Below are 23793 nucleotides of genomic sequence, written 5' to 3'. Positions count from 1 at the left end.
GTTGAGTTAGAATATTCCGATAATTTATTAATTTATACCAAAGTAAAATTGGGTGTGCTATAATATGTTCGTTGTAGTGTACTTAGAAATATGTGCCTGTTTCTAAAATTTATTAATGGGGCATTATACTAATAGGGAGGGTCTTCATGTTATATCTGACCTTAATATTATGTTTTTTATGCTCCATTTTAATTACTCCAATTGTGAAAAAATTGGCTTTTAAATTAGGAGCAACGGACAGTCCTAATCAACGCAAAGTACATTCTAAAATTATGCCGCGTTTAGGCGGGTTAGCGATTTATATTAGTTTCCTTTTCGGTATACTAATTCTCCAACCATATAGCCCCTACCATGCAGCCATAATTGCTGGGGGAGTCATCATATTAGCTACTGGTATGTTAGATGATATCTATGAATTATCAGCCAAAGTAAAATTTGCTTTACAAATCATTGCAGCTCTGATTGTTGTTATGTGGGGTGGCGTGGAAGTTGAGTTTATTAACTTACCGTTTAACGGCTACTTAGAATTTGGGATCTTCAGTATCCCGATTACTGTCATTTGGATTGTTGGTGTTACGAATGCCATCAATTTGATTGATGGTTTGGATGGCTTGGCTGCTGGTGTATCATCAATCGCCTTTATCACAATATCTGGAATGGCGATTGTGATGGGGAATGGCTATGTAGTCGCAATGGGGACAATCCTTCTAGCAAGCACGTTAGGATTTTTGATTTATAATTTTCATCCAGCTAAAATTTTTATGGGTGATTCTGGTGCTCTTTTTCTTGGATATATGATCTCGGTCCTTTCATTGCTCGGTTTTAAAAATGTAACATTAATCTCGTTTGTTGTTCCAATCATTATTTTAGGTGTTCCCATTTCAGATACATTCTTTGCTATCATTCGTCGAATTTACAACAAGAAATCATTAGCAGCTCCAGACAAATCCCATTTACACCATTGCTTACTAGAACTAGGGTTTACACATCGTGAAACGGTTCTGTTAATTTATGCAATGAGCGCCATGTTTGGCCTTGCAGCCTTTATTTTTACCATCACAACCGTTTGGGGTTCAATCTTAATCATGACCATTATTGTGCTGGCGATTGAACTATTCGTTGAAACGATTGGATTAATTAATAAAAATTATCGGCCGCTCCTCCGTATTATGGGGTTACTGAACAAAAACAGGTAAATCTAATAGAATAGTTAAAAAGGGTAAATCTCAACTGTGGATTACCCTTTTATTGTTTTCTTTTTCTCGAAAGTTATGCAAAAAATAGAACCCGGATTCTTTAAAGATCCGGGTTCTTTGATTTATTCTGTTTCTGTTTCTGTTGTACTTGCTGTTGCCGTTGAGTTTAGATGTGCTTTCAGTTTAGATTTTGTTTCTTCTAAAGCTGCTTCGTCAAGTTGATAATAATAAACACGATCAATATAGGAGTCAGATCCTTTTAGTGACATCGATTCAACATCAATTCCAGATCCAGCCTGGACATAGCTGATAAATGATTTCATTTGATCAAACGTTAAGTCTGTCGACATGTTTTTCCCGACCGCTTCCATGACATCGGTGTAATTGGTAATGGACTTAATGGAAGCACCTTTGGCGAGAATCGCCTTAAAGATTTGCTGCTGGCGAAGACCTCTTTGAATATCATTATCAATTTTTCTGGTCCGTGCAAATGCCAGAGCTTCTTCACCATCTAGTTCTTGTAAACCTTTTTTCAAGGTAATAGCTTTGGCATGGTCCTTGGAATCCTGTTCAGAAAAGGTGAACGGGACATCTACTTGGACTCCATCAAGAGCATCAATGACATCAATAAACGCGTTAAAGTTCATTTTCACATAATAATCGACAGGAACATCAAGTAATTCTTCGACTGTTTCAAGCGTCAGTTTTACGCCGCCGTACGCGTGGGCGTGATTAATTTTTGTATAAATATCCTTCTCAGGAATATGAACATAGGAATCACGTGGAATACTTAATAGTTTAATAGATTTATCTTCTTTATTAAAGGTAGCCAGCATTAACGCATCGGAACGAGAACTGCCGCTCGCCTTCCGTTTTTCACTGTCATCTACACCAATAAATAAGATCGATGTATTTTCAAGTTTAACATTGGTTTTTGTTGCCTTTGTATCGCGGTCAATCGGCTTGTAGGATTTATTCATAACAGATTCTGCTTTGTTATATAGAAATCCTCCGTATGCTGTTGCACCGACAATCAATAATAGAATCGGCATGATAATCCATAACAAAATTCGTTTTCGTTTTTTCTTACCTTTTTTCTTATTCTTATAAACCTGTCTATTGATAGACATAGATTGCCTCCTAGTATAAAGTAGAAAAATGTCAGCTTTTGTTGAAAATCTATTCTATTTTATAATATTTATAGAGATTGGTAAAATGAAATTTTTTGTAAATTTAAATTTCCTTCATCTGGACAAAGTGAAAGCAGAGAAAGCCTAAATATCGGTTTCTAGATAGGTCATTTCTCCTTTTGCCATTTCGGCTTGTCCATTTGTTAATTCAGTTATCCATTCTATAAATGTCTGCTGCTGTTCCTCTTCCACAAATACTTCAAATTCGACATTTTCTTGGTATTGAATATTCTTTAGAATATAAATGGACGATCTTAATTCGTTTTCAATCTTTCCAAGCCAAGAATAATCAATTGTAATATGGAAGACCTGCATCAACTTTCTTTCGACGATTCCGACAGCATCTAGTCCTTCCGATGTAGATTTCCCATAAGCGCGGATTAGACCGCCGGCCCCTAATTTGATGCCGCCAAAATAACGGGTAACGACCACGGCAGTATCCTTTAGTTTTCTTTTTTTCAAAACCTCAAGAATCGGCACGCCAGCTGTACCGCTTGGTTCTCCATCATCATTGGCTTTTTGAATTTGATCATTCTCACCAATGAGGTAGGCGGAACAGTTATGGGTGGCATCCCAATATTTTTTTTTCAAGGCTTGGATGAATTCTTGTGCTTCCAATTCAGTTTCCGTTCTTTTGACGTGGGCAATAAATCGTGATTTTTGAATAATGATTTCATGTTTACCAGCTTTTTTGACTGTATGATATCGAGGCAGCATTCAGTGCACTCCTTCCTAAATTTCATAATGGTGTAATATAACTTTAATATGGCAGTAAAATATACATGTTATAATAAAACAGATAAAAGTAGTAAATACCTGTGTTATGGGGAAATAGTGCCACTCCTATTATACTACTACTATTTACTGAAATTAATGGTAACGTGTATGTTAAGAATAGCAAATTGATTCAAACCATTGTATTATATGTTACAAGGTATGTAGGTAAAAATCCAAAGATAATGAAATCATTTGTTTGAAATTAAAATATTGTTTAACGATAGCGTCCAAGCGATTATTGCTTTTCTTATCGGAGGAATGGGTATGAAGATTAAGCAAATCAATATGAAATCAATTGATGAAATTCGTGAAGAAATGATTGAAACCGTTACTTGCAGTAAAACTGACATCTTCCGGATCGGTGAACAATGCCGTCAGGATTATGAAAATATGATCAATGAATTAGATAATATTAAGCAGATGATGGTAAAACTCACAAATGAAGGCGAGGAACTTGAAAAACAGGTCCTTGAAGCGCGGAGCATGCTGTCAGAAGTCAGTATGAATTTTAAAAATTACTCTGAAGAAGAGGTCCGTGATGCCTATGAAAAAGCCCATCAACTGCAAATGGACCTATCTATTAATTGGCAATACAAAAAGCAGCTTTTGGATAAAAGATCCGACCTTGAAAATCGTCTAGTAGGGTTGGACGAAACGATTGATCGTGCCGACCAGTTGATATCGCAAATTTCAGTCGTAATGAATTACTTGACCAGTGATCTGAAGCAGGTTGGCGAGGTACTTGAACATGCCAAAGCCAAGCAAGATTTTGGATTAAAGATCATTGAAGCACAAGAAGAGGAACGCAAACGGCTTTCAAGGGATATTCACGATGGCCCCGCCCAAATGCTTGCCAATGTAATTATGCGTTCGGATTTAATTGAACGTGTCTATAGGGAAAAAGGCGCGGATGAGGCTTTTTCTGAGGTTAGCAGCTTTAAAAAAATGGTTCGTTCGGCACTTTATGAAGTCCGGCGAATTATCTATGACCTTCGTCCGATGGCATTAGATGATTTAGGTCTCGTCCCTACCCTCAGAAAATACTTGCGAACCATCGAAGAATATCATAACCAATCAAAAATTGATTTTGTGAATATCGGACTAGAACGCAGGCTTCCGACTAAGTATGAAGTCGCGCTCTTTCGGATGATACAGGAATCAGTGCAAAATGCATTAAAACATGCTAATGCCTGTGAAATCAAAGTACGGTTAGAAATAACCAATGCATCCATTACCGTCTTAATTAAGGACAATGGTATCGGTTTTGATATCACAGAAAAGAAACCAGAGTCATTTGGCATGATTGGAATGCGAGAGCGGGTTGACCTGCTTGAAGGTGAGCTTACCTTTGATTCAAAAATAGGTAAGGGGACCGCTGTGCTGATTCGAGTCCCACTAATTAACTAGAAAACTATGAACCTACCGTCAGTGGAGAAAATTTCGAAATTAGAAGGCTTAGGAGGCGTTAAAATTGACTACCAAAATTGTCATTATAGACGATCACCAACTATTTAGAGAAGGCGTTAAAAGAATACTAGAGTTTGAAAAATCGTTCCAAGTTGTCGCAGAAGGTGAGGATGGCAGCGAAGCATTAAGATTAGTAGAAGAATTCCAACCTGATGTGGTGATTATGGATATCAATATGCCACAAGTGAATGGTGTCGAAGCTACACGTGATTTGGTCGACAAATACCCTGACACGAAGATTATTATCTTATCCATTCACGATGATGAGAACTATGTGACCCATGCCTTACAAACCGGGGCCATTGGTTACTTATTAAAAGAGATGGATGCAGATGCCTTAATTGAAGCGGTCAAAGTTGTCGCTGACGGCGGATCGTATTTACATCCAAAGGTTACTCATAATTTAGTAAACGAGTACCGCAAGCTGGCAGCGGGTGTCGCCCGCAGTGGCGGGGCGTACCTCCAAACAATGGAAATTCGCCGTCCATTGCATTTATTGACACGCCGTGAATGTGAAGTACTTCAAATGCTTGCCGATGGTAAAAGCAACCGTGGTATTGGCGAAGCTTTATTCATCAGTGAAAAAACAGTTAAAAACCACGTCTCCAACATTTTACAAAAAATGAACGTAAATGACCGCACCCAAGCTGTTGTTGTCGCCATTAAGAATGGCTGGGTCGAGGTTAAGTAAGTAGAGTTAGTTTGGGGCATGCTGAAGAGCATGTCCTTTTTTATTTGGGGAATTAATGCAATTTCTCCAAATTTCATATAAAATACCATATAGAGTTAAAAAGATAAGGATGGTATTTTTTATGAAGACAGCCGTCGTCACGGATAGTACTGCGTACATCCCAAAGGATCTACGCGATAAATGGAATATACATATGATCCCGTTACATGTCATCTTTGGTAACGAGGTTTACCACGAAGAAGTGGATATTACTTGGAGGCAGTTTTACGAAGAGGTTAAGGAGAATGAGCTGCCAACCACTTCCCAGCCACCCATCGGCCAGTTTGTTGAGCTTTTTGAGAGCCTTGCAAAGGAGTATGATGCGGTCATTAGCATCCATCTTTCCAGTGGTATCAGCGGCACCTTTCAAGGGGCAGTCGCGGCCAGTTCGATGGTAGAGGGCATTGCAGTGCACCCCTATGACTCTGAAATCAGCTGCATGGTGCAGGGGTTTTATGCAATGGAGGCAGCAAAATTGGCTTCTGAGGGCGAGGATCCAGGAACGATTGTGGCTCATTTAGAAGCATTAAAAATGACGGCCCGTGCCTATTTCATGGTGGACGATTTAGCTCATTTGCAACGAGGGGGGCGTCTCTCGAGTGCCCAAGCCTTTATCGGCAGCATTCTTCAAGTGAAACCACTGCTTCATTTTGAAAACAAAGTCATTGTTCCATTTGAAAAAATCCGCACCCGTAAGAAAGCGATGAAACGAATCGTTGACCTTCTTGATGAGGATGCGTCCAGTGGTAACAGCTATCAAGCTGTCATTATCCACGCCAACCGTGAGGAAGAGGCCAGAGAATGGCGCGACGAGCTGGCAGTCGCGTATCCTAATGTCGAATTTACAATCAGTTACTTCGGCGCCGTCATCGGTACCCATCTCGGCGAAGGAGCCATGGGCTTGGGCTGGATGAAAAAATTAGATAGGTAAGCAAGTTAGTTTAGTAAGGTAGTTGCCATTCCGTCCTTTGGGCCGGAATGGTTTTTAATTTTGGGGTGGTGGAGGAATGGGTTTTGAAAAGTATTAAAATGAGGTTTGGCGAAATCAATTGAGGATTCGGCGAAATAAGCTCGGGGGTCGGCGAAATCCATCCCCAGTTTGGCGAAATAACACCTATAGTCGGCGAAATCCAGGTCCAATCTGGCGAAATCCCCCGCCACGAGAGCAATCCTAAAAAACGAGTCTAAAGAATGTGACTCGAAATCTCTGAAATAGGTAATCAAAAGGGGTTTGGCGAAATCAATTGAGGATTCGGCGAAATAAGCTCGGGGGTCGGCGAAATTCATCCCCAGTTTGGCGAAATAACTCCTATAGTCGGCGAAATCCAGGTCCAATCTGGCGAAATTCTTCCAGCCACAATAGAAAAGACATCAAACTGACACATATCCATAAAAAATTCCCACGATTAAGCAGGAAATAATACAAACTTTGTAGAAATTTCTCAAAAAAGGTAAGGGAGCTGACGATTAACTTGATCATGAAAGATTTAACCCCACCCCAAAGACTATTTTTAACAGAAATCCTAAAACTACGTCTCATTATCGGCCATAGAAAATATCAAGAAATTGAAAAGGACCTAGCCAAACGATGGGCTGGTTACTGGGGCGAAGTTGCCTTAGCAAACTACGTTAAAGAACTTCCACAAGATATATACCTCATCTTCCATGACCTCCAACTCCAATACAACAGCATACACTTCCAGATCGATACCCTTCTACTTTCGCAAAAATCCATCCTGATTATTGAAGCCAAAAATATAGCAGGCACATTGACATTCGATAATACCTTTAAACAACTCATCCGGAAAAATGAAGATGGAACAGAAGAATCCTTTGAGGACCCGCGTGTTCAATGTCAACGACTTCAATCACTCCTAAGGAATTGGATGATCAAAAACCATTGCAATTTACTCCCTGTTGACACTCTAATTTTTTTCAAAAGTACAAGTACCATTTTGAAAACGAACTCTGGAGACAAAATGGATTTTTCTAAAATATGCAAAGGAAGAGACATCTTTAATAAGATTGATGGCATGGACCAACAATATAAGCATGAACGAATCGATATTGAGACCATGTCCCAAATCGGCAACCTACTTCTAAGCCAACACAGCCTAAAACCAATTGACATTCTAAAAGAATACAATCTAACAGAGAAGGATATACGCAGTGGTGTTTGCTGTCCGAATAACGAATGCAATTATATTCCGATGAATTACAAAAGAGGGGTTTGGATCTGCCCTGCCTGTCATATGATCTCGAAGGATGTCATTCTAAGAACCCTCAGTCACTATTTCTACCTCTACAAGCCAACAATCACCAACCAAGAGGCAAGAGGCTTCCTGCATCTCTCAACCATTCATACCACACAAAAACTACTTCATAAACTGGATCTAAAAAAGTCAGGGAAAACAAAAGATCGTCTTTATTATCTCAATCCAGAGAAGGTGCCCCCGTGCGTTTTATCATTAAAAACAACCTATTAATACCAGCGACCATACAAGAAGACTCACTCCCAATCTCTAAACTATCCAGCATCCCTCAGCCGCCGCTCCATCCAACATTCTCCTACAATCCAGACCTGCAGCAGCTTCTCACCGGCAAACAGCTCCTCCCTGAGGATATCCCATTTCCATTCGAAGAAATCACGAGCCATTATGAAAATGGCTGTATCACCTACCGGAGTGGAATTTACTATGAAGGGAAAAAGCCAGTTTGTGCCCGCTGCGGCAACAAGGAGGCGCACTGGTTTGCTGCCTACCCATGCTCAAGATGTGGAGAAACCTGTCTCTATTGCCGCCATTGCATTATGATGGGAAGGATCAGTGCGTGCACCGCTCTTATCGGTTGGAGTGGGCCGGTGCCTGACACCAAACTTCCCGCAACCATCAAGCATTGGCAGGGGACGCTCTCTAAGGGGCAACAGGTTGCATCGGACCATGTAACCACCGCTATTTTGCACAATCAAGAACACTTAGTCTGGGCCGTATGCGGAGCAGGGAAAACCGAGGTTCTTTTCGCTGGAATTGAAGCGGCACTTGCTGCTAAAAAGAGAATCTGCATTGCCACGCCTCGGACTGATGTCGTCTTAGAACTCACACCCAGACTGAAATCCGCCTTTCCTGAAATAAAGATTGTATCCCTTTACGGTGGAAGTAAGGACCGCCATGTCTATGCTCCCCTTACCATTGCAACCACTCACCAGCTGCTCCGCTTTTACCAGGCCTTTGATGCCATTATATTGGATGAGGTCGATGCTTTTCCGTATACCGTCGAGGAATCGCTTCAGTATGCCGCCATCCAGGCCCGAAAACCGTCCTCCGCCATGATTTACCTGACTGCTACACCCAATCAAAAATGGCAAAGGGAATGCCGCACTGGAAAACGCGCATTTACCACAATCCCAGCACGTTTCCATTGTCATCCGCTCCCGGTCCCTAAGTTTGAATGGTGCGGCAATTGGCAAAAGCAGCTGCAAAAAAATAAGCTCCCGGCCAACGTCCTCCGCTGGATAGCTGAGCGGATTTATGCCAACAAGCAAGCCCTAGTGTTTTTTCCTCATATCCCTTTAATGGAAAAAGCTCTCCTTATCTTACGCCAATTGGATGCATCCGTAGAAGCGGTCCATGCCGAAGACCCTGACCGTAAAGAAAAGGTGCTAAGAATGCGCGCCAAAGAAATCCCGTTGCTTTTGACGACGACGATTCTTGAACGGGGGGTAACCTTCCCCAACATTGATGTCGCAGTGGTAGGTGCGGAAGATGCTGTTTTTTCAGAAAGTGCCCTTGTCCAAATTGCTGGAAGGGCGGGGAGGAGCAAGGATTATCCAGAGGGGGTAGTGACCTATTTTCATTATGGAAAAACCGAAGAGATGATAAGGGCCAAAAAGCAAATCGTCTCAATGAACCGGGAAGGAATCAAAAGGGAATTACTCGACAAGTAAAAGGAGGTTTAAAAATGGCCCTATTCGATCAAAACTGCTGTCTAATTTGCCATGATGTAATTATTCCAAGCATCAGCTGGCGAGCAATTTTCTCTATTGATAAGGGACATCACATTTGCCCTGTTTGTGAAGGGAGATTAGAACAAATTCTCGGCGATCAATGCCGAATATGCAGCCGGCCGTTTTCGCAAGTAAATGATCAATTTCGCAATGGGGATGTGTGTCATGATTGCTTTCGTTGGGAGGAAGATCCAAAATGGCAAGGGAGCCTGGAGAAAAATCATTCCTTTTTCCTGTATAATGATTTTTTAAAAGATGTAATAGCAACGTTTAAATTTCGCGGTGATTATGCATTAGCAAAGATATTTTCGGAACTTTTCAAAAGGAAGATAGGCGAATTATCACCAGACCTACTGGTGCCTATCCCATTAAGTGAGGAACGTCAATATGAAAGGGGCTTTAATCAGGCAACGGCTCTAATAACAGGAGCAGGCTTTTCCCCAACATCCATGCTTAGTCGCTTACACTCTGAAAAGCAATCGAAAAAATCTCGGTCAGAACGAATCCATCTTCCGCAAGTGTTTCAGGTTCTTCCTGATGTTTATGCAACAGGAAAAAAAGTTGTCCTAATTGACGATATCTATACAACAGGCTCCACACTAAGGCATGCTGCTAAACTATTGAAGGAGGCAGGTGCAGTCAGCATTCAATCGCTGACACTTGCTCGGTCGTAATCTTTCAAAGCGATCGGAATGTTCCTTTTACTCGTTGCAAGCTTCGTACTAGATAGTTATCCATTAAGATTACAATAATATTAAATAACCTTCCATTTTAATGATAATCACCAATTGATTTCAAATGTCGTGCAAAATCTTGTCACTATCTTCCCTTTGTTTTTGTCAATAAATCGACAAAATTTTTGTTCTGATTTAGCAGGATAATCATAGGGTAAAATAGAAATGTTAATACATAGCCGTAACTAAAGGAGGAATCCACAAATGAATTATAACGTTCGTGGTGAAAACATTGAGGTAACTCCAGCAATTAGAGAGTATGTAGAAAAGAAAATCGCAAAATTGGAGCGCTATTTTACAGAAGCACCTGATGCAAAGGTAAATGTGAATCTAAGATTCAATCAAGATAAAACTTCTAAAGTAGAGGTGACGATTCCGCTGCCGCAACTTGTTCTTCGTGCTGAAGAAACAAATGTTGACATGTATGCTGGGATTGACTTGATAACTGACAAATTAGAACGCCAAATTCGCAAGCACAAGACAAAGGTAAACCGCAAATTCCGCGAAAAGGGCGATTTTCCAATTACATTTGCAACAACTGAAAACACGGAAGTACATGATTTAGATGAGGATGAATTAGAATTAGTTCGTACAAAGCGCTTCGACCTGAAACCAATGGACAGTGAAGAAGCCATTCTGCAAATGAACATGCTAGGCCATAGCTTCTATGTGTTCACAAATGCAGACACACATCGTACAAATGTTGTTTATAAGCGCCGTGACGGCCGTTATGGTTTAATCGAGGCACATTAAACATAGATTACAAGAAGAACGCTGCTCTTACACGGAGCGGCGTTTTTTTATGTGTATACTTACTAAATACGTACTTGTTTTTGTTAAACGTCCCGTCTAAAGTTATCCCCATGTGGATAACCTAGGACAATTGAAATTTACTCACAATTCTGTGAACGATATCCACAATTTTCAGAACATATCAACAAATCTCCACCACTTATCAACAAATCCTATAATCAAAAACAAAAAAGCCAGCGATAAATCGCCGGCCCATCAAAACAAAATCTTATTTTCCTGCCCCGCAGCAGTTTTTGTATTTCTTGCCGCTGCCACAAACACATGGATCATTACGGCCTACATCAATTTGCTTTACTTTTGGCTTTTTCTTAACGGCTTCACCGTCTTCTTTTGGATTCACTGCTTGCCCTTTTGCTACCTCTTGGCGCTCAAGATTGTTGCGGATCTCAGCCTTCATGATGTACATGGCCGCTTCATCCTCAATCGATTGAACCATCGCTTCAAACATCGCAAATCCTTCATGCTGATATTCTCGAAGCGGATCAATTTGCCCATAGGCTCGTAAATGAATCCCTTGACGAAGCTGATCCATTGCATCAATATGATCAATCCACTTGGAATCAACCGCACGCAGTGTTATAACCTTTTCAAATTCGCGCATTTGCTCAGGTAAGAGAATCTCTTCTTTTTCATCATAACGTTCCTTCACTTTTGCAAAAATCGTATCACGGATTTCGTCCGGGTCTTTTCCTTTCAAGTCATCCACTGTGATGTCACCTTCATGGAGAAGAGAGGCATTCACAAAATCGATGATGGCTTCGAGATTCCATTCTTCTTCATCCTCATGGCGTGATGCATGTGCATCAACATTTCGCTCAATGGAGTTTAAAATCATCTTTTGAACGATATCACGGAGATTTTCAGACTCTAGTACTTCATCCCGCTGGTTGTAAATAATTTCACGCTGCTGACGTAGTACATCATCATATTGCAAGAGTTGTTTACGAGCATCAAAGTTGTTGCCTTCTACACGTTTTTGCGCGGACTCAACGGCTCTTGATACCATCTTACTCTGAATCGGCTGTGTATCATCCATGCCAAGTCGTTCCATCATTGCTTTCATATTATCCGATCCAAAGCGGCGCATTAGTTCATCTTCCATGGATAAGTAGAACTGAGTAATACCTGGGTCCCCTTGACGGCCAGAACGTCCACGCAGCTGATTATCGATCCGTCGGCTTTCATGTCGCTCCGTTCCGATAACGGCAAGTCCTCCTAATTCTAATACCCCTTCACCAAGCTTAATGTCTGTACCACGCCCCGCCATGTTCGTTGCGATGGTGACGGCGCCTTTGTGGCCAGCTTCAGCAATTATCTCCGCTTCACGTTCATGGTTTTTCGCGTTCAACACATTATGGCGAATCCCTTTTTTCACTAAATAATTGGAGATGAGCTCCGACGTTTCAATCGCGACCGTTCCTACAAGTACAGGCTGTCCCTGCTGGTGACGCACTGCAATATCCTCGACAACGGCACGGAATTTACCATTCATAGAAGAGTAAATTAAATCAGGACGGTCATCACGGGCAATTGGTCGGTTCGTAGGAATAACAATAACATTCATGTTATAAATGTTACGGAATTCTTCTTCTTCCGTTTTTGCGGTACCGGTCATCCCTGCTAATTTTTCATACATCCGGAAGTAGTTTTGGAATGTAATCGTAGCCATGGTCATGCTTTCGTTTTGAACTTCGAGCCCTTCTTTAGCCTCAATTGCCTGGTGCAAGCCCTCGCTGTATCGGCGCCCTTTCATTAAACGGCCGGTGAACTGATCAACGATGACAATTTCGCCGTCTTGGACCACATAGTCAACGTCAAGATGCATGCTGACATTTGCTTTTAAGGCTTGGTTAATATGATGGTTTAAGGTGACGTGGGCCATGTCGAAAAGGTTATCAATGCCGAAAGCTTTTTCAGCTTTACTAATTCCTTCCTCTGTCAACATAACGCCTTTTGTTTTTTCATCGTACGTATAATCTGTTTCTTTAGAAAGCATCTTAACAAAGCCATTCGCTTGAATATAGAGGACAGCCGATTTCTGTGCCGACCCTGAGATAATTAATGGTGTCCGCGCTTCATCAATTAAAATCGAGTCAACTTCGTCAATGACTCCGAAGAAAAGTGGGCGCTGTACTTTTTGCTCCTTATAGAGGACCATGTTATCACGCAAATAATCGAAACCAAATTCGTTATTCGTACCATACGTAATATCAGCGGCATATGCGGCTTGTTTTTCTTCCTTATCCATACTATTTAAATTTAAGCCAACAGTTAAACCGAGGAATTGATATAATTCGCCCATTTCGGCAGCATCACGGCTTGCTAAGTATTCATTGACAGTAACAACGTGAACCCCCCGACCAGAAAGTGCGTTCAAATAAACTGGCATGGTCGCAGTTAACGTTTTACCTTCCCCTGTTTTCATCTCGGAAATGTTCCCCTCATGAAGAGAAATCCCCCCCATTAACTGAACATGGTACGGATATAAACCAAGGACACGCTTGGCACCTTCACGGACTACGGCAAACGCTTCAACCAAGAGATCATCTAATGATTCTCCGTTTTGATAGCGAGATTTGAACTCTTCCGTTTTCTCGCGCAGTTGGTCATCGGTCAACCTTTCTGTTTCCGCAGCCAGTGCGTCAATTTTCACCGCAAGCTTGTCTAGCCGCTTTAGCTCACGCTTGTTCAAATCAAACACTTTATCTAAAATCCCCATATCTGATGAACGCTCCTTTTTATCGAGACTAATCACTATTTTAAAAAATCCATTCAAGAATATTCGCTATTTTCCTTTTATATCTTACCATTTCCACAATACAGTGACAACAATGATAGCGGGAAGCAAGATTCGTACAATCATCTATTATATTTTCTTCTAAGTCAAACACTTCAGCTTGGACTACTCCGATAAGTTCGAATTTTCGTCAAATATGACAGAGTGATGACGTGATTTTGAGAATGTACCTCAACTAGAGATTCAACTAGTAAAAAAAGAATGAAAACTGTATAAAAAGTATGGATAATGAATAAACATTCGACTGTATGCAAAGTAAACAATATTTACGTAGTATTAAATATTGTTGGAATAACAACATTTGTGCGTTGTTTTTAGTAGAAAATACCCATTTGTTTTGTGTGGGGAATTATTCACAAATTGTACATTGGAATATACTCTTACAATGTTAGATACTACCTTTAGAGAGGTTACTATGGAAAATAAAGAGAGAGATAGAATCCAAAATGGGAAGGGTGAGTCTAGTGGCCATTTGGGGGAAAAAGAATAAAGATATAGATCCCGAAAGTAGAGAAGATAGAAAAAAAACGGGCCTGATTCGCGGATTATGGCAAAAGTTTCGAGGGATTGACTGGAAGAATCCGGTTAACAGGTGGAAATTACTGTTTGTTTCACTTGTGGGTTGTATCGTTGTTTTTGGTGGAGGGTATGGAGTTCTAACCATGACCAACTCACCGACATTCTGTGCAAGCTGTCATGAAATGGCACCTGAATATTCAACGTTTACTGCAAGTGCTCATAATCAGATATCTTGTGTACAGTGTCATATCAAGCCAGGTTTCACTAACATGATTACGCACAAAATGAAGTCGATGAAAGAAGTATACTACCATGTTACTGGTGTACCTGAACAAATTGTTCAAACCGAAGAAGAGGCCGTTTCAAATCAAAACTGTTTGCAATGCCACTCGAAAAACCGCCTAGTCACAGCGTCCGGAGACTTAAAAGTAAATCACAAAGGTCATATCGAAGAAGATATCCCTTGTATTACTTGTCATGCCGGTGTAGTCCACGCGAAAATGGCAACCCGAGGAATCAACGTTGAAGAAGTTCGCGGCGAATGGACAAAGGAAAGTGCTGAAAAATTAATGGAAAAGAAATACTTGAGACCTAACATGGGTACTTGTATTGACTGCCATGACAAAGTAAATAATGGCGAAAAGCCTTGGAAAGATCCAGCGTATAACGTTCCAGTTAATCCGGAAGAAGTGGAGAAAAAGCTCGAAGAAAACGATAAAGATGCAACAAAAGAAACTGCAACAGAAGCAACTTTAGAAGCCAAAACAACGGAAGCAGTAGCAGCAGCATCTAATGCAAAGACACAAGATATTATTTTACAAGCAATCGGAAAGCAAAAGAAAGATGTTAAGATTTCGATGGAATGTGAAACTTGTCACAAACAAACCGAAATTCCTAAAACACATAAAAATGTAGATTGGGGCAATAATCACGGCGGCACTGCTATTCAACAGCTAGATAAGTGTATGAATTGTCACCAAGATTCAAAATGGGTAAGGGAAATTCCAAAAGAAGATATCGTCTCGCTTCTTAAAATGGGAAATAAAAAGGTGAAGTACACACCGAACGTTTCACTTGCAAAAGAACAAGCACGTACGAACAAATTCTGTAGTGCCTGTCACTCTGATCGTCCTGAAAGTCACGGCGATAGCGATCAGTGGTTGACTTCTCATGCTAACAAAGCAAAAACAAAAGAGATGAAAGAGGAATGTTTCGTTTGTCATGATCGTGAAAAACCAAAAGCAGACACAACCGATGCAAAAGCACCAACGGATGTTTACTGCAAATACTGCCATAGAACTGGCTTTAAAGATGATAAGAAATAAGAAGAAAATGTTCAAGAGGAGGGAAAATAATGGAAGAAGAACACATGAACAAGACCTCCCCTCCACGGACTCGCTACAAAGTATATAAATATTTAACAGTAGCACTGCTATTTATCGTCGTCTTTTTCTCACTGGGACTAATAGGAGTAGAAACTACCTCGAGCTCGAGTTTCTGCTCCTCATGCCATGAGATGAAGCCGGAGTATTATACGTGGAAGGCGTCCACACATAGTGAAGTGGATTGCGTTAAGTGTCACATAGGCTCAGGTACGGAAGAATATGCAAAGGCGAAAGCAAATGGACTTATGCAGGTGTATAAAAAAGCGACACAAACCTACACAGCTCCTATTAGGATGCCAAAGGAAATACCCGATAGCGCGTGTGAGTCCTGTCATGATGTATCTAAACGTGAAGTCACAGCATCTGGGGATATCATCATTCCCCATGATAAACATCAAAACAAAGATATTGAATGCATTCAATGTCATAACGGTGTGGCACACGGCAAAATCGCAGACCGGAAAATGACATTCCAAACGGATTATGAAAAATGGGACACGAAAACGGGTACCTCAGCGATGGCGGATTTAAAATTCACCCGCCCGGATATGGACACCTGTATTGATTGTCATAAGGCACGTAAAGTAACCATTGAATGTTCAGCGTGTCATAAAACCGGGATGGTTCCAAAAAACCATAAAGCAGAGGATTTTAAAACCAAAACACATGGGAAACAAGCTGCAGAGAATCTAATGAAGTGTAATCAATGTCATAGTGATATGTCAAAGGAACCCCTAAAAGGTTATGAAGATGTATCAGTTATTGATCGTTTCCTTAATAATAATCAAGTAAAACAAAAGAATCATTATAACTATGCCAAAGAGAATACTTTTTGTAAGGATTGCCATAGCAAACGACCAGCAAGCCATAACGGTAATTTTTTTGATAGCCATGGTGCAACTGCTAACAAAAACCAAGAATCGTGTCAAGCATGCCATGAAGTGAAAAGGTCGAATGAAACAGGTGGAAACCAAGTTACCTGCTCCTCCTGTCATCCAAGTAAACATAGTCAAAAGACAAGTTGGAAGGTTAACCATCCGATTTCGTTAGAAGGAGTGTCTAAACCATCGGCGAAATGCTATACCTGCCACGCAAAAGTCAGCTGTGAAAAGTGTCATAAGTAGTTGTGTACGATTTAGCTCTACCTTTGATTGGCGATTAATAGGGTTCTTAACATTTCGAACAAGTCTATCAGAGGTTATTCGAAAAAACAAATGAAATTCGAGGTGGATACTAATGGAAGCTAGAGAGCTGCCGATCAATCCAGAACCGGAAAAGAATGAAAGAACGAAGTGGAAGAAAGAGAAGAAAAAGTATTTTACAAAGTTACAGGCTGCACTGCTTCTTATCGCGACTTTATTAGTAAGTTTGGGTGGCGGCTACTATATAAGTGACAAATATATCTGGTCTGATGCAAGTCAAGAAAGGATGGATGAACAGCTAGACTATTATAAAACATTAGTAGATTCTGAACCGAATAATCCAGAGCACCGAGTCAATTTAGGTTATACCTACTTTCTAAAAGGTGATAACGATAATGCGATTAAGCAGATGAAAGTCGCAACTGACCTTGACAGCAAATACTTTGGAGCTTATTTCAATCTCGGTCTTGTCTATATTGATGAAGAAAGATATAACGATGCATTAAAGCAGGCACAAAAAGCAGTCGAGTTAGGACCACGTAATTTTAAAGCGCATTTGTTATCAGGAATGGTATATCGTAATTTAAAAATGTACGACGAGGCTGCTAAATCACTTAAAGAAGCCCTTAAGTTAATGCCAACCAACACAGATATCATTACCGAAATTGGCAGAGTGGAAGAAGATCAAGGTAACAAAAAAGAAGCAGAGAAATTTTTCAAAGAGGCTTTAAACTATGACCCGCTTTATAAACCTGCGTCTGAAGGCTTGGAGAGAGTTGCTGCAAAGGGAAAAGACAACAAATAGAAGGAGCTGACCACTTTGAAAAAGAGAACCGTTTATATATTGATGAGTAGCATTGTCGCACTTTCCGTTGCCTTTTTTGCAGCAGTCTATTTCTTGAATTTAGAGTCGACAATAAAACCAATTGTTGCAAAGGTGGATCCGAGCGGACCGCCTGTGTACACAAATTCATTATATGGTGAGTTTAACAAACCACTTAACAAACCAATGGATGTTGTGAAAATTGGGGAATTCGTTTATGTGAGTGATACAAATAACAAACAGGTACAAGTATTTGATCAGTCTGGTACTTCTGTATTCAATTTTGGTAAAGAAGGAACCAATAAAGGCGAATTTAAATTTCCTTATGGGATCGCTGGAGATAAAGATGGCAACATTTACGTTGCAGACTTGTACAATGGCAATATTTCTATTTTTAATTCAAAAGGTAAGTTCATTAAATACTTTGATGATCAAAAGAAAGTCCTTAAATCACCGGGCGGACTTCGAATAATCGATAGTAAGCTTTATGTCACCGATATTAAGGCGAATAAATTATTTGTTTTTAATTTAGATGGAAAGAAAGTAATGGAAATAGGAGGAGCTGGTGCGGAAGAAGGAAAATTCATCGCACCAAATGCTGTCGCAGTTGATAGTGATCAACAAATATATGTAACAGATTCCGGGAATAATAGAGTTCAAATTTTCGATAAAGAAGGTAAGTTTATCAAAATTATTAACGGTTCGGAAGACGGCAAAGGGGATCCGACTTTCCTAAATCCAAGAGGAGTAGCTGTGGACTCAAAAGGAAATGTATATGTCGTAAACAACCTTGCCCACAATATCTCAGCCTTCGATAAAGAGGGAAAACATTTATTTGAATTAGGTGGAATGGGAACCGAAAATGATAAGCTGTATCTCCCGAATGGTTTGTATATTGACGATCGAGATACTTTATTTGTAACAGATACAGTAAATCAAAGGGTCTCCGTATTCTATTAATTCCCTTTTCGATAAAGGAGGTGAAAACAAAAGAAAATCTCAGTTTAGCCTTTATAGTTCTATATTAAATTAGAGAAAAAGAGAGAAATTTGGGAGGTTTTAAAAATGAGTAAGATTAGATTGGGTTTATCAACTGTATTTATGCTTATTTTATTGGGCATATTCAGTGCTGTGGCCTTTGCAGAGGATGGAGTTCCTCCAACCCCAACGAACCCAGCACCTGGAATCCATGTTGGTCAAATTGATAACAATGGTAACCTAAGTACACACAAAACACATGGTAACTTCCAAAACAACACAAACTCTTGTGCAAACTGTCACAGTACACACAACGGGGAAGATGAAATGTTGTTAATGAAGGAAGGAGAATATGATCTTTGTATGTCTTGCCATGATGGCACAATGGGCTTCTATGATGTAACGATAGGAAGCGGTGCAGGTACTTTTGATGATTCACACTTAAGCTCATCCATGCACAATGTTGATTCATCTATCAAAGTCGGAAGTGCTCCTGGTAAATATCTAAATAATTCAACTGCGGAATTAGAATGTTCCAGCTGTCACAACCCACACGGTTCAGCAAATGACAGACTATTAAATGAAACGGTTGCAGGTAAAGCATTTGCTACATCTATAGTTAATGGTGTACAAATATCTGCTCCAATAGGAACAAAAACGATTGCTCTTGATTTACAAGACGATCCAGAATACGCGGTACTAAACGCTTTAACAGGTACCGGCGGCCTGAAAATTACAAAGTCCAATGGCCCTAAGGGATTAGCTAGTTACAATGGTGTGAATGATAAAATCTATTATTCTCAATTCTGTGGAGCATGTCACGATGATTATTTTGCGAAGAGAAATGTAGGTAGCAGCTCTAATCCTATGCCTGGAAAACCAAGTACAGGTTCATCAATCACTGCAACACATACTCACGATACCTACACACATACAACTAATAGCGCGAGCCAAGGTAGAAGTTGTGCAGCTTGTCACTATGCACACGGTACCGATGCTACCATTATGATGGATGCAGTCGGAAATAAAGTTGCAGATTATACGAAGGCAGTTGCAGACGGCGGAAAAGGCTGGTCTCAAGAAAAAGCAGAATCGTATATGAAAGATGTAAGTGTGAAAGGATCTTCATTAAAGAAATTTACAAACAACGCTGTATGTTTTGCTTGCCACGGATCTAACATTGCAAAAGGACAAATTGATCCGCAATACCTTGATGGAACTGGGGCTCTTAAAGGTAAAGCAAAAATTAAATAAGGTGTTGATCAACAAATTTCTTTTATTGAAACATACTTAAACAAGGTAGCAATATAAAATTGTTACCTTGTTTTGTAAATCGAACATGACAGAAAACTACCTATTTTACCTCCTAGATGGTTTGTTTTCTGATAATATATGCTTTTTTATATTGACTATGAAACTCAAAATTATGAGTCTTTTTAAGGGGGTGATATAGAAAAAAGAAAAAACTTATCATTATTAACCTATGAAAAAAAGAGAAAAAGAGAGAAAAACAGACAGAAGTTTTATGGGAGGTTTTTTAGAATGAGTAAGTTGAAATTTAGTTTGTCTGCATTTTTAGTGCTTGTATTAGTGAGCATGTTTGGTGCGTTTGCAACTGCAGCAGAATTCACCCCCACTTCAACAAACCCAGCCCCTGGGATTCATGTTGGGGACGTTGATAACGCCGGAAATACCAACACACACAAAACACATGGTAATTTCCAAAACAACACTAATTCCTGTGCAAACTGTCACAGTACCCACAACGGGGAAGATGAAATGCTGTTAATGAAGAGCGGCGAAAAAGAACTTTGTATGTCATGTCATGATGGTACAATGGGCTTCTATAACGTTAAAGTTGCTAGTGAAGCAGGTGTAATTGACTCTCACGAAATGAATGCCTCAATGCATAATGTTGATTCAGATTTAGAAGTAAAAGCAGCTCCTGGTGCATTAGCTAATACATCTACTGCTACTTTTGAATGCTCAAGCTGTCATAATCCACATGGATCTGCGAACGACCGTTTATTAAATGAAACTGTCGCAGGAAAGCAATATGGTAACAACTATAATGTTACCATCGTTGGATATACTGAAACCATTACTAAATTGAATAAAATTCCAGTGGGACAAAAAGCAATTAAGCTTAATTTAGTAGAAGATCCTGCATATGCAGACATCAACAATAGCAGTACTATGTCTGGGTTAAAAATTTACAAATCAAATGGTATTTATAATAAACCAGCTGACGGATTAACACAAGCACAGGTTTATGACTACAAATTAAATTACTCAGAATTCTGTGCAAGCTGTCATGATGACTACTTAAAGAATAGAGAAAATGGACCGAGAGAAATGAAAACCACTCAAGGTCACGAGCTATTCACACATACAACAAACAGTACGAAGCAAGGCCGCAGCTGTACAGCTTGTCACTTTGCTCACGGTACTGACATTACAACATTACGAGACACAGCAGGTAAAACAATTGAAGATTTACAAAAACCTGTTGCAGATGGTGGAAAAGGCTGGACTGAAGCAACAGCGAAGGCTTACATGAAAGAAGTAAGTCCAAAAGGCTCATCCTTAAAGAGATTCACAAACATGTCTGTATGTTGGGCTTGTCACCAATCTACACACCAAATCGCCAATACACCTGGAACAACAAACTATCCAAATACTACAGATTATAAAAACTACTTAGTTCCTGGTGGAGATTACTCAGGTAAAAACTTAATTAAATAATAAAAAAAGCTAACAAATAGCCCCACTATTTGTTAGACTTCACTAGGTTTTATAGTAAAGATTTAAAAGTAAACAAGGTGGCAATATCACTATTGTTACCTTGTTTTATTATTGCACCCGCGTGAAGAAATTGTCAAAAATATTTAATTTACCTATGAAAATTAATGTTAATTCAGTTGATATAATAGATATGAGTTTTTTTATATCTAATTTACGAAAAGTAAAGGATGAATAGTATGAAAAGGAAGAACTACAAACGAAAGCTTATCGCATACCTTGTTATTTGGAGCGTTGTTCTTAGTTCCCTCCTTTTTAGTTCTCCTGATAACATTGTTGTATCAGCTTCAGCTGTTCCTGAAATCCAGATATTAACTCCAAATGAGGGTACTTTGTTAAATGCTCCACTAGTTGAATTTACTGGAACTATTTCGGATGATCTAACATCTGCGGATAAACTCACTGTCAAGGTTTTTGAACAGCCGGAGGATTCACAGCAGCCTATTGATATTACGGGTGAAGGAAAACTATCGATGATTCCGAACGGGACCGCTGCAGACTTCTTATACTCAAAAGATTTTAGTGAGGGAGTACATGCCGTTACATTCGTCGTCACAGATGAGGATGGGGTAAGCGCTAAGGCAGAGCATACCATTACTGTTAAGTCCGAAGGAGCAGTGACAACGGAAGATACTCCTGTAACAGTGACAACAGAAGATACTCCTGAAACAACAGATCATGTATCAGACAACCCAGTAACCTCTACTGAGGAAGCGATGCCAACAACTGATGAGAGTCCTGCATCCACCGAAAAAACAATTACATCCCTGGCAGCCATTGAAGAGGAAGGGTCAAGGCCATATATGTACAAAATGTATCTTATTCCAAAAGATGCGGCCGATCAATATGAACCTGGAAAGAGTGTACCCAGCAGTTTTCTTCCTGTAGAGGATATGACTCGAGTACCCTTGAATTATGTGATATTAGTAGATGTAAGGAGTACGGAACCATTAACTAAAACACAACCATTGTTAACATCTTTTGGAGATATTAAAGGAGACGAGGATTTAATTGCTACAACTGTAATAACAGATAATCTCAAATCCTATGTTTATACATTTACACCTGATCTAAACTTTAATCCCGGTACTACATATGATGTATATCTTAATCCGAAATTCTCAACTGAAACAGAGAAGGTGATTATTCCTCGATTCCTTAAATTCACTACCGTTAGTGATTATAAAAATACCGAATTTCAGGTCGACCGGGCAGCAGATGAAACAATTGATAATGATTCTATACACGGACCGTTTTCGGTGGTAACCAGTGCATGTTCCTTTTGCCATAGTACCCATAATGGAACGGATGAGTTCCTTCTAAAGGGGGGAAAGGGTTCTACTGAAAACGATATGTGTATGGCATGTCATGATGGAACAGGCTCACCAAAGATAGAAGACAATAACAGTCATAGTAAACACTATACAGGTTCTACTGTAAGTTGTTCTAGTTGTCATGATCCACATAATCCAGGGACGAAACAAAATCCAAACAGCCTGCACCCTAAGGCAGGGACGGATCCTTATTATAATTATAAAAAAGCAGGTACCGCTACTGGTGCTCTAAGTGACTACTCCTTATGCTTCAGCTGCCATGGGAATGGAAAAAAGACAAATATTGAAAAGTATTATAGTGATGGAACCCTTAAAAGCCAATCGGGTCATAATTTTCAGGCGCAAACGGAGAGTGGTATCCCGTTAAATGGGCAGTTTCCATGTGCCGAGTGCCACGAGACACATGGAGCAACCAATATTAAGATGTTAAGACCAGAGCTTGGAAATATCAAACTAAGTGGCCAAAAGCCTGAAAGTGATCAGCTTGATGATAATTGGTTTAGTAAATCCACAACTGATTGGGATGCAGATGCTCAACGTAAATTTTGTCTATCTTGTCACAATGGCAAAACAGATCTTTATGGTAAACAAGGCAAAGCCATATACGATAAAGAAACGGGTGATCCAATTAATCCAGCCAATGACGGTCATGATCGAGAAAGCCAAAAAACTTGCGCTGAATGTCACAGTGATAGTCAATCCTTTATGGAAACAGCACATGCACCTAAAAGGATAACTCCATAAAAAAACGAGCGGACACTCCTCTCGTTTTTTTGCTGTGTTAGAGGTTATTGTTGATTTTGACACTTTGTTGATTGCAGTGGAAGGCACGAAGACTCCTGCGGGAGTACGGGGCAGGGGAGACCCCGCAGGAGCAAAGCGACGAGGAGGCTCCGCGGCACGCCCGCGGAAAGCGAAGTGCCTGGAACGGAAATCAACAGACAAGTTTACCACAGCCTTTACTTTTGATTTTTCAACCAATACGAAAACCCAGCAGTCTTTCAAGGCATAAACTTTTTAACGACCAAACTTTGAAATTTAGTCGCATATCACGCTATAATAGTTAAGGAACTGAACATTGATTTCGGAATAAAATGCGATAT

The 23793-nt window shown here is 40.0% G+C and carries 18 protein-coding genes; 15 read left to right on the top strand and 3 right to left on the bottom strand.

The window, feature by feature from the left end:
- Positions 1–146: 146 nt before the first annotated feature.
- Positions 147–1196: a glycosyltransferase family 4 protein gene (locus AC4QJR_RS24515; RefSeq protein ID WP_098576374.1), complete on the top strand. Its 1050-nt coding sequence runs from the start codon at positions 147–149 to the stop codon at positions 1194–1196.
- A gap of 122 nt (positions 1197–1318) precedes the next feature.
- Here AC4QJR_RS24515 and AC4QJR_RS24510 read toward each other — a convergent pair whose 3' ends face one another.
- Both AC4QJR_RS24510 and AC4QJR_RS24505 read right to left on the bottom strand, forming a co-directional pair.
- The gene (locus tag AC4QJR_RS24510) at positions 1319–2326 is read right to left on the bottom strand and encodes an LCP family protein (RefSeq protein WP_098576375.1); all 1008 of its coding nucleotides are present in this window, start codon (positions 2324–2326) and stop codon (positions 1319–1321) included.
- 144 nt (positions 2327–2470) lie between these two features.
- Positions 2471–3103, bottom strand: coding sequence for a YigZ family protein (locus tag AC4QJR_RS24505; protein WP_496524484.1), 633 nt, complete (start codon positions 3101–3103; stop codon positions 2471–2473).
- Between the two features lie 324 nt (positions 3104–3427).
- On the opposite strand from AC4QJR_RS24505, the gene AC4QJR_RS24500 reads away from it, so the two are divergent.
- The 7 genes from AC4QJR_RS24500 (at position 3428) to hpf (ending at position 10850) form a co-directional block, all read left to right on the top strand.
- On the top strand, positions 3428–4570 hold the full coding sequence (locus AC4QJR_RS24500; protein ID WP_098576377.1) for a sensor histidine kinase: 1143 nt from the start codon (positions 3428–3430) through the stop codon (positions 4568–4570).
- A 64-nt stretch (positions 4571–4634) separates the two neighbouring features.
- Entirely contained in the window at positions 4635–5321 is a 687-nt protein-coding gene (locus AC4QJR_RS24495; RefSeq protein ID WP_098576378.1) for a response regulator, read from the top strand.
- A gap of 121 nt (positions 5322–5442) precedes the next feature.
- Positions 5443–6291, top strand: a complete 849-nt coding sequence (locus tag AC4QJR_RS24490; RefSeq protein WP_496526737.1) for a DegV family protein — start codon at positions 5443–5445, stop codon at positions 6289–6291.
- A gap of 547 nt (positions 6292–6838) precedes the next feature.
- Positions 6839–7846 carry a nuclease-related domain-containing protein gene (locus tag AC4QJR_RS24485; protein ID WP_496526736.1) on the top strand — a complete coding sequence of 336 codons (1008 nt, stop codon included), beginning with the start codon at positions 6839–6841 and terminating at the stop codon, positions 7844–7846.
- Positions 7816–9303 (top strand): ATP-dependent helicase ComFA, encoded by a 1488-nt coding sequence (locus AC4QJR_RS24480; protein WP_496524483.1) that lies wholly within the window; start codon positions 7816–7818, stop codon positions 9301–9303. The genes AC4QJR_RS24485 and AC4QJR_RS24480 overlap by 31 nt, the downstream gene beginning before the upstream one ends.
- Before the next feature lie 14 nt (positions 9304–9317).
- Complete coding sequence (locus tag AC4QJR_RS24475; RefSeq protein ID WP_496524482.1) at positions 9318–10037, top strand: ComFC family protein; 720 nt, start codon at positions 9318–9320, stop codon at positions 10035–10037.
- 264 nt (positions 10038–10301) lie between these two features.
- Complete coding sequence (gene hpf / locus AC4QJR_RS24470) at positions 10302–10850, top strand: ribosome hibernation-promoting factor, HPF/YfiA family (protein WP_098576383.1); 549 nt, start codon at positions 10302–10304, stop codon at positions 10848–10850.
- A gap of 268 nt (positions 10851–11118) precedes the next feature.
- Here the strand turns inward: hpf and secA are convergent, their stop codons facing one another.
- Complete coding sequence (gene secA, locus AC4QJR_RS24465; RefSeq protein WP_496524481.1) at positions 11119–13629, bottom strand: preprotein translocase subunit SecA; 2511 nt, start codon at positions 13627–13629, stop codon at positions 11119–11121.
- A gap of 542 nt (positions 13630–14171) precedes the next feature.
- Here secA and AC4QJR_RS24460 point away from each other — a divergent pair.
- The 7 genes from AC4QJR_RS24460 to AC4QJR_RS24430 all read left to right on the top strand — a co-directional run bounded on the left by AC4QJR_RS24460 (position 14172) and on the right by AC4QJR_RS24430 (position 23434).
- On the top strand, positions 14172–15551 hold the full coding sequence (locus AC4QJR_RS24460) for a cytochrome c3 family protein (protein ID WP_496524480.1): 1380 nt from the start codon (positions 14172–14174) through the stop codon (positions 15549–15551).
- Between the two features lie 29 nt (positions 15552–15580).
- Positions 15581–16735, top strand: a complete 1155-nt coding sequence (locus AC4QJR_RS24455; protein ID WP_496524479.1) for a cytochrome c3 family protein — start codon at positions 15581–15583, stop codon at positions 16733–16735.
- A gap of 112 nt (positions 16736–16847) precedes the next feature.
- A complete protein-coding gene (locus AC4QJR_RS24450; protein WP_496524478.1) occupies positions 16848–17558 on the top strand; it encodes a tetratricopeptide repeat protein in 711 nt (236 codons plus the stop codon).
- Positions 17559–17573: 15 nt separating this feature from the next.
- Positions 17574–18536, top strand: a complete 963-nt coding sequence (locus tag AC4QJR_RS24445; protein WP_251458218.1) for a 6-bladed beta-propeller — start codon at positions 17574–17576, stop codon at positions 18534–18536.
- A 105-nt stretch (positions 18537–18641) separates the two neighbouring features.
- Positions 18642–19808, top strand: coding sequence for a cytochrome c3 family protein (locus AC4QJR_RS24440; protein WP_496524477.1), 1167 nt, complete (start codon positions 18642–18644; stop codon positions 19806–19808).
- A gap of 288 nt (positions 19809–20096) precedes the next feature.
- Positions 20097–21299 (top strand): cytochrome c3 family protein, encoded by a 1203-nt coding sequence (locus AC4QJR_RS24435; RefSeq protein ID WP_251458214.1) that lies wholly within the window; start codon positions 20097–20099, stop codon positions 21297–21299.
- 236 nt (positions 21300–21535) lie between these two features.
- The gene (locus AC4QJR_RS24430) at positions 21536–23434 is read left to right on the top strand and encodes a cytochrome c3 family protein (protein ID WP_496524476.1); all 1899 of its coding nucleotides are present in this window, start codon (positions 21536–21538) and stop codon (positions 23432–23434) included.
- Positions 23435–23793: the final 359 nt, after the last annotated feature.

This window comes from Neobacillus sp. BP17 (genome assembly GCF_059579525.1).
The sequence above is the reverse complement of the archived record's forward strand: the minus strand, read 5'-3'. Positions and strand labels throughout refer to the sequence as shown.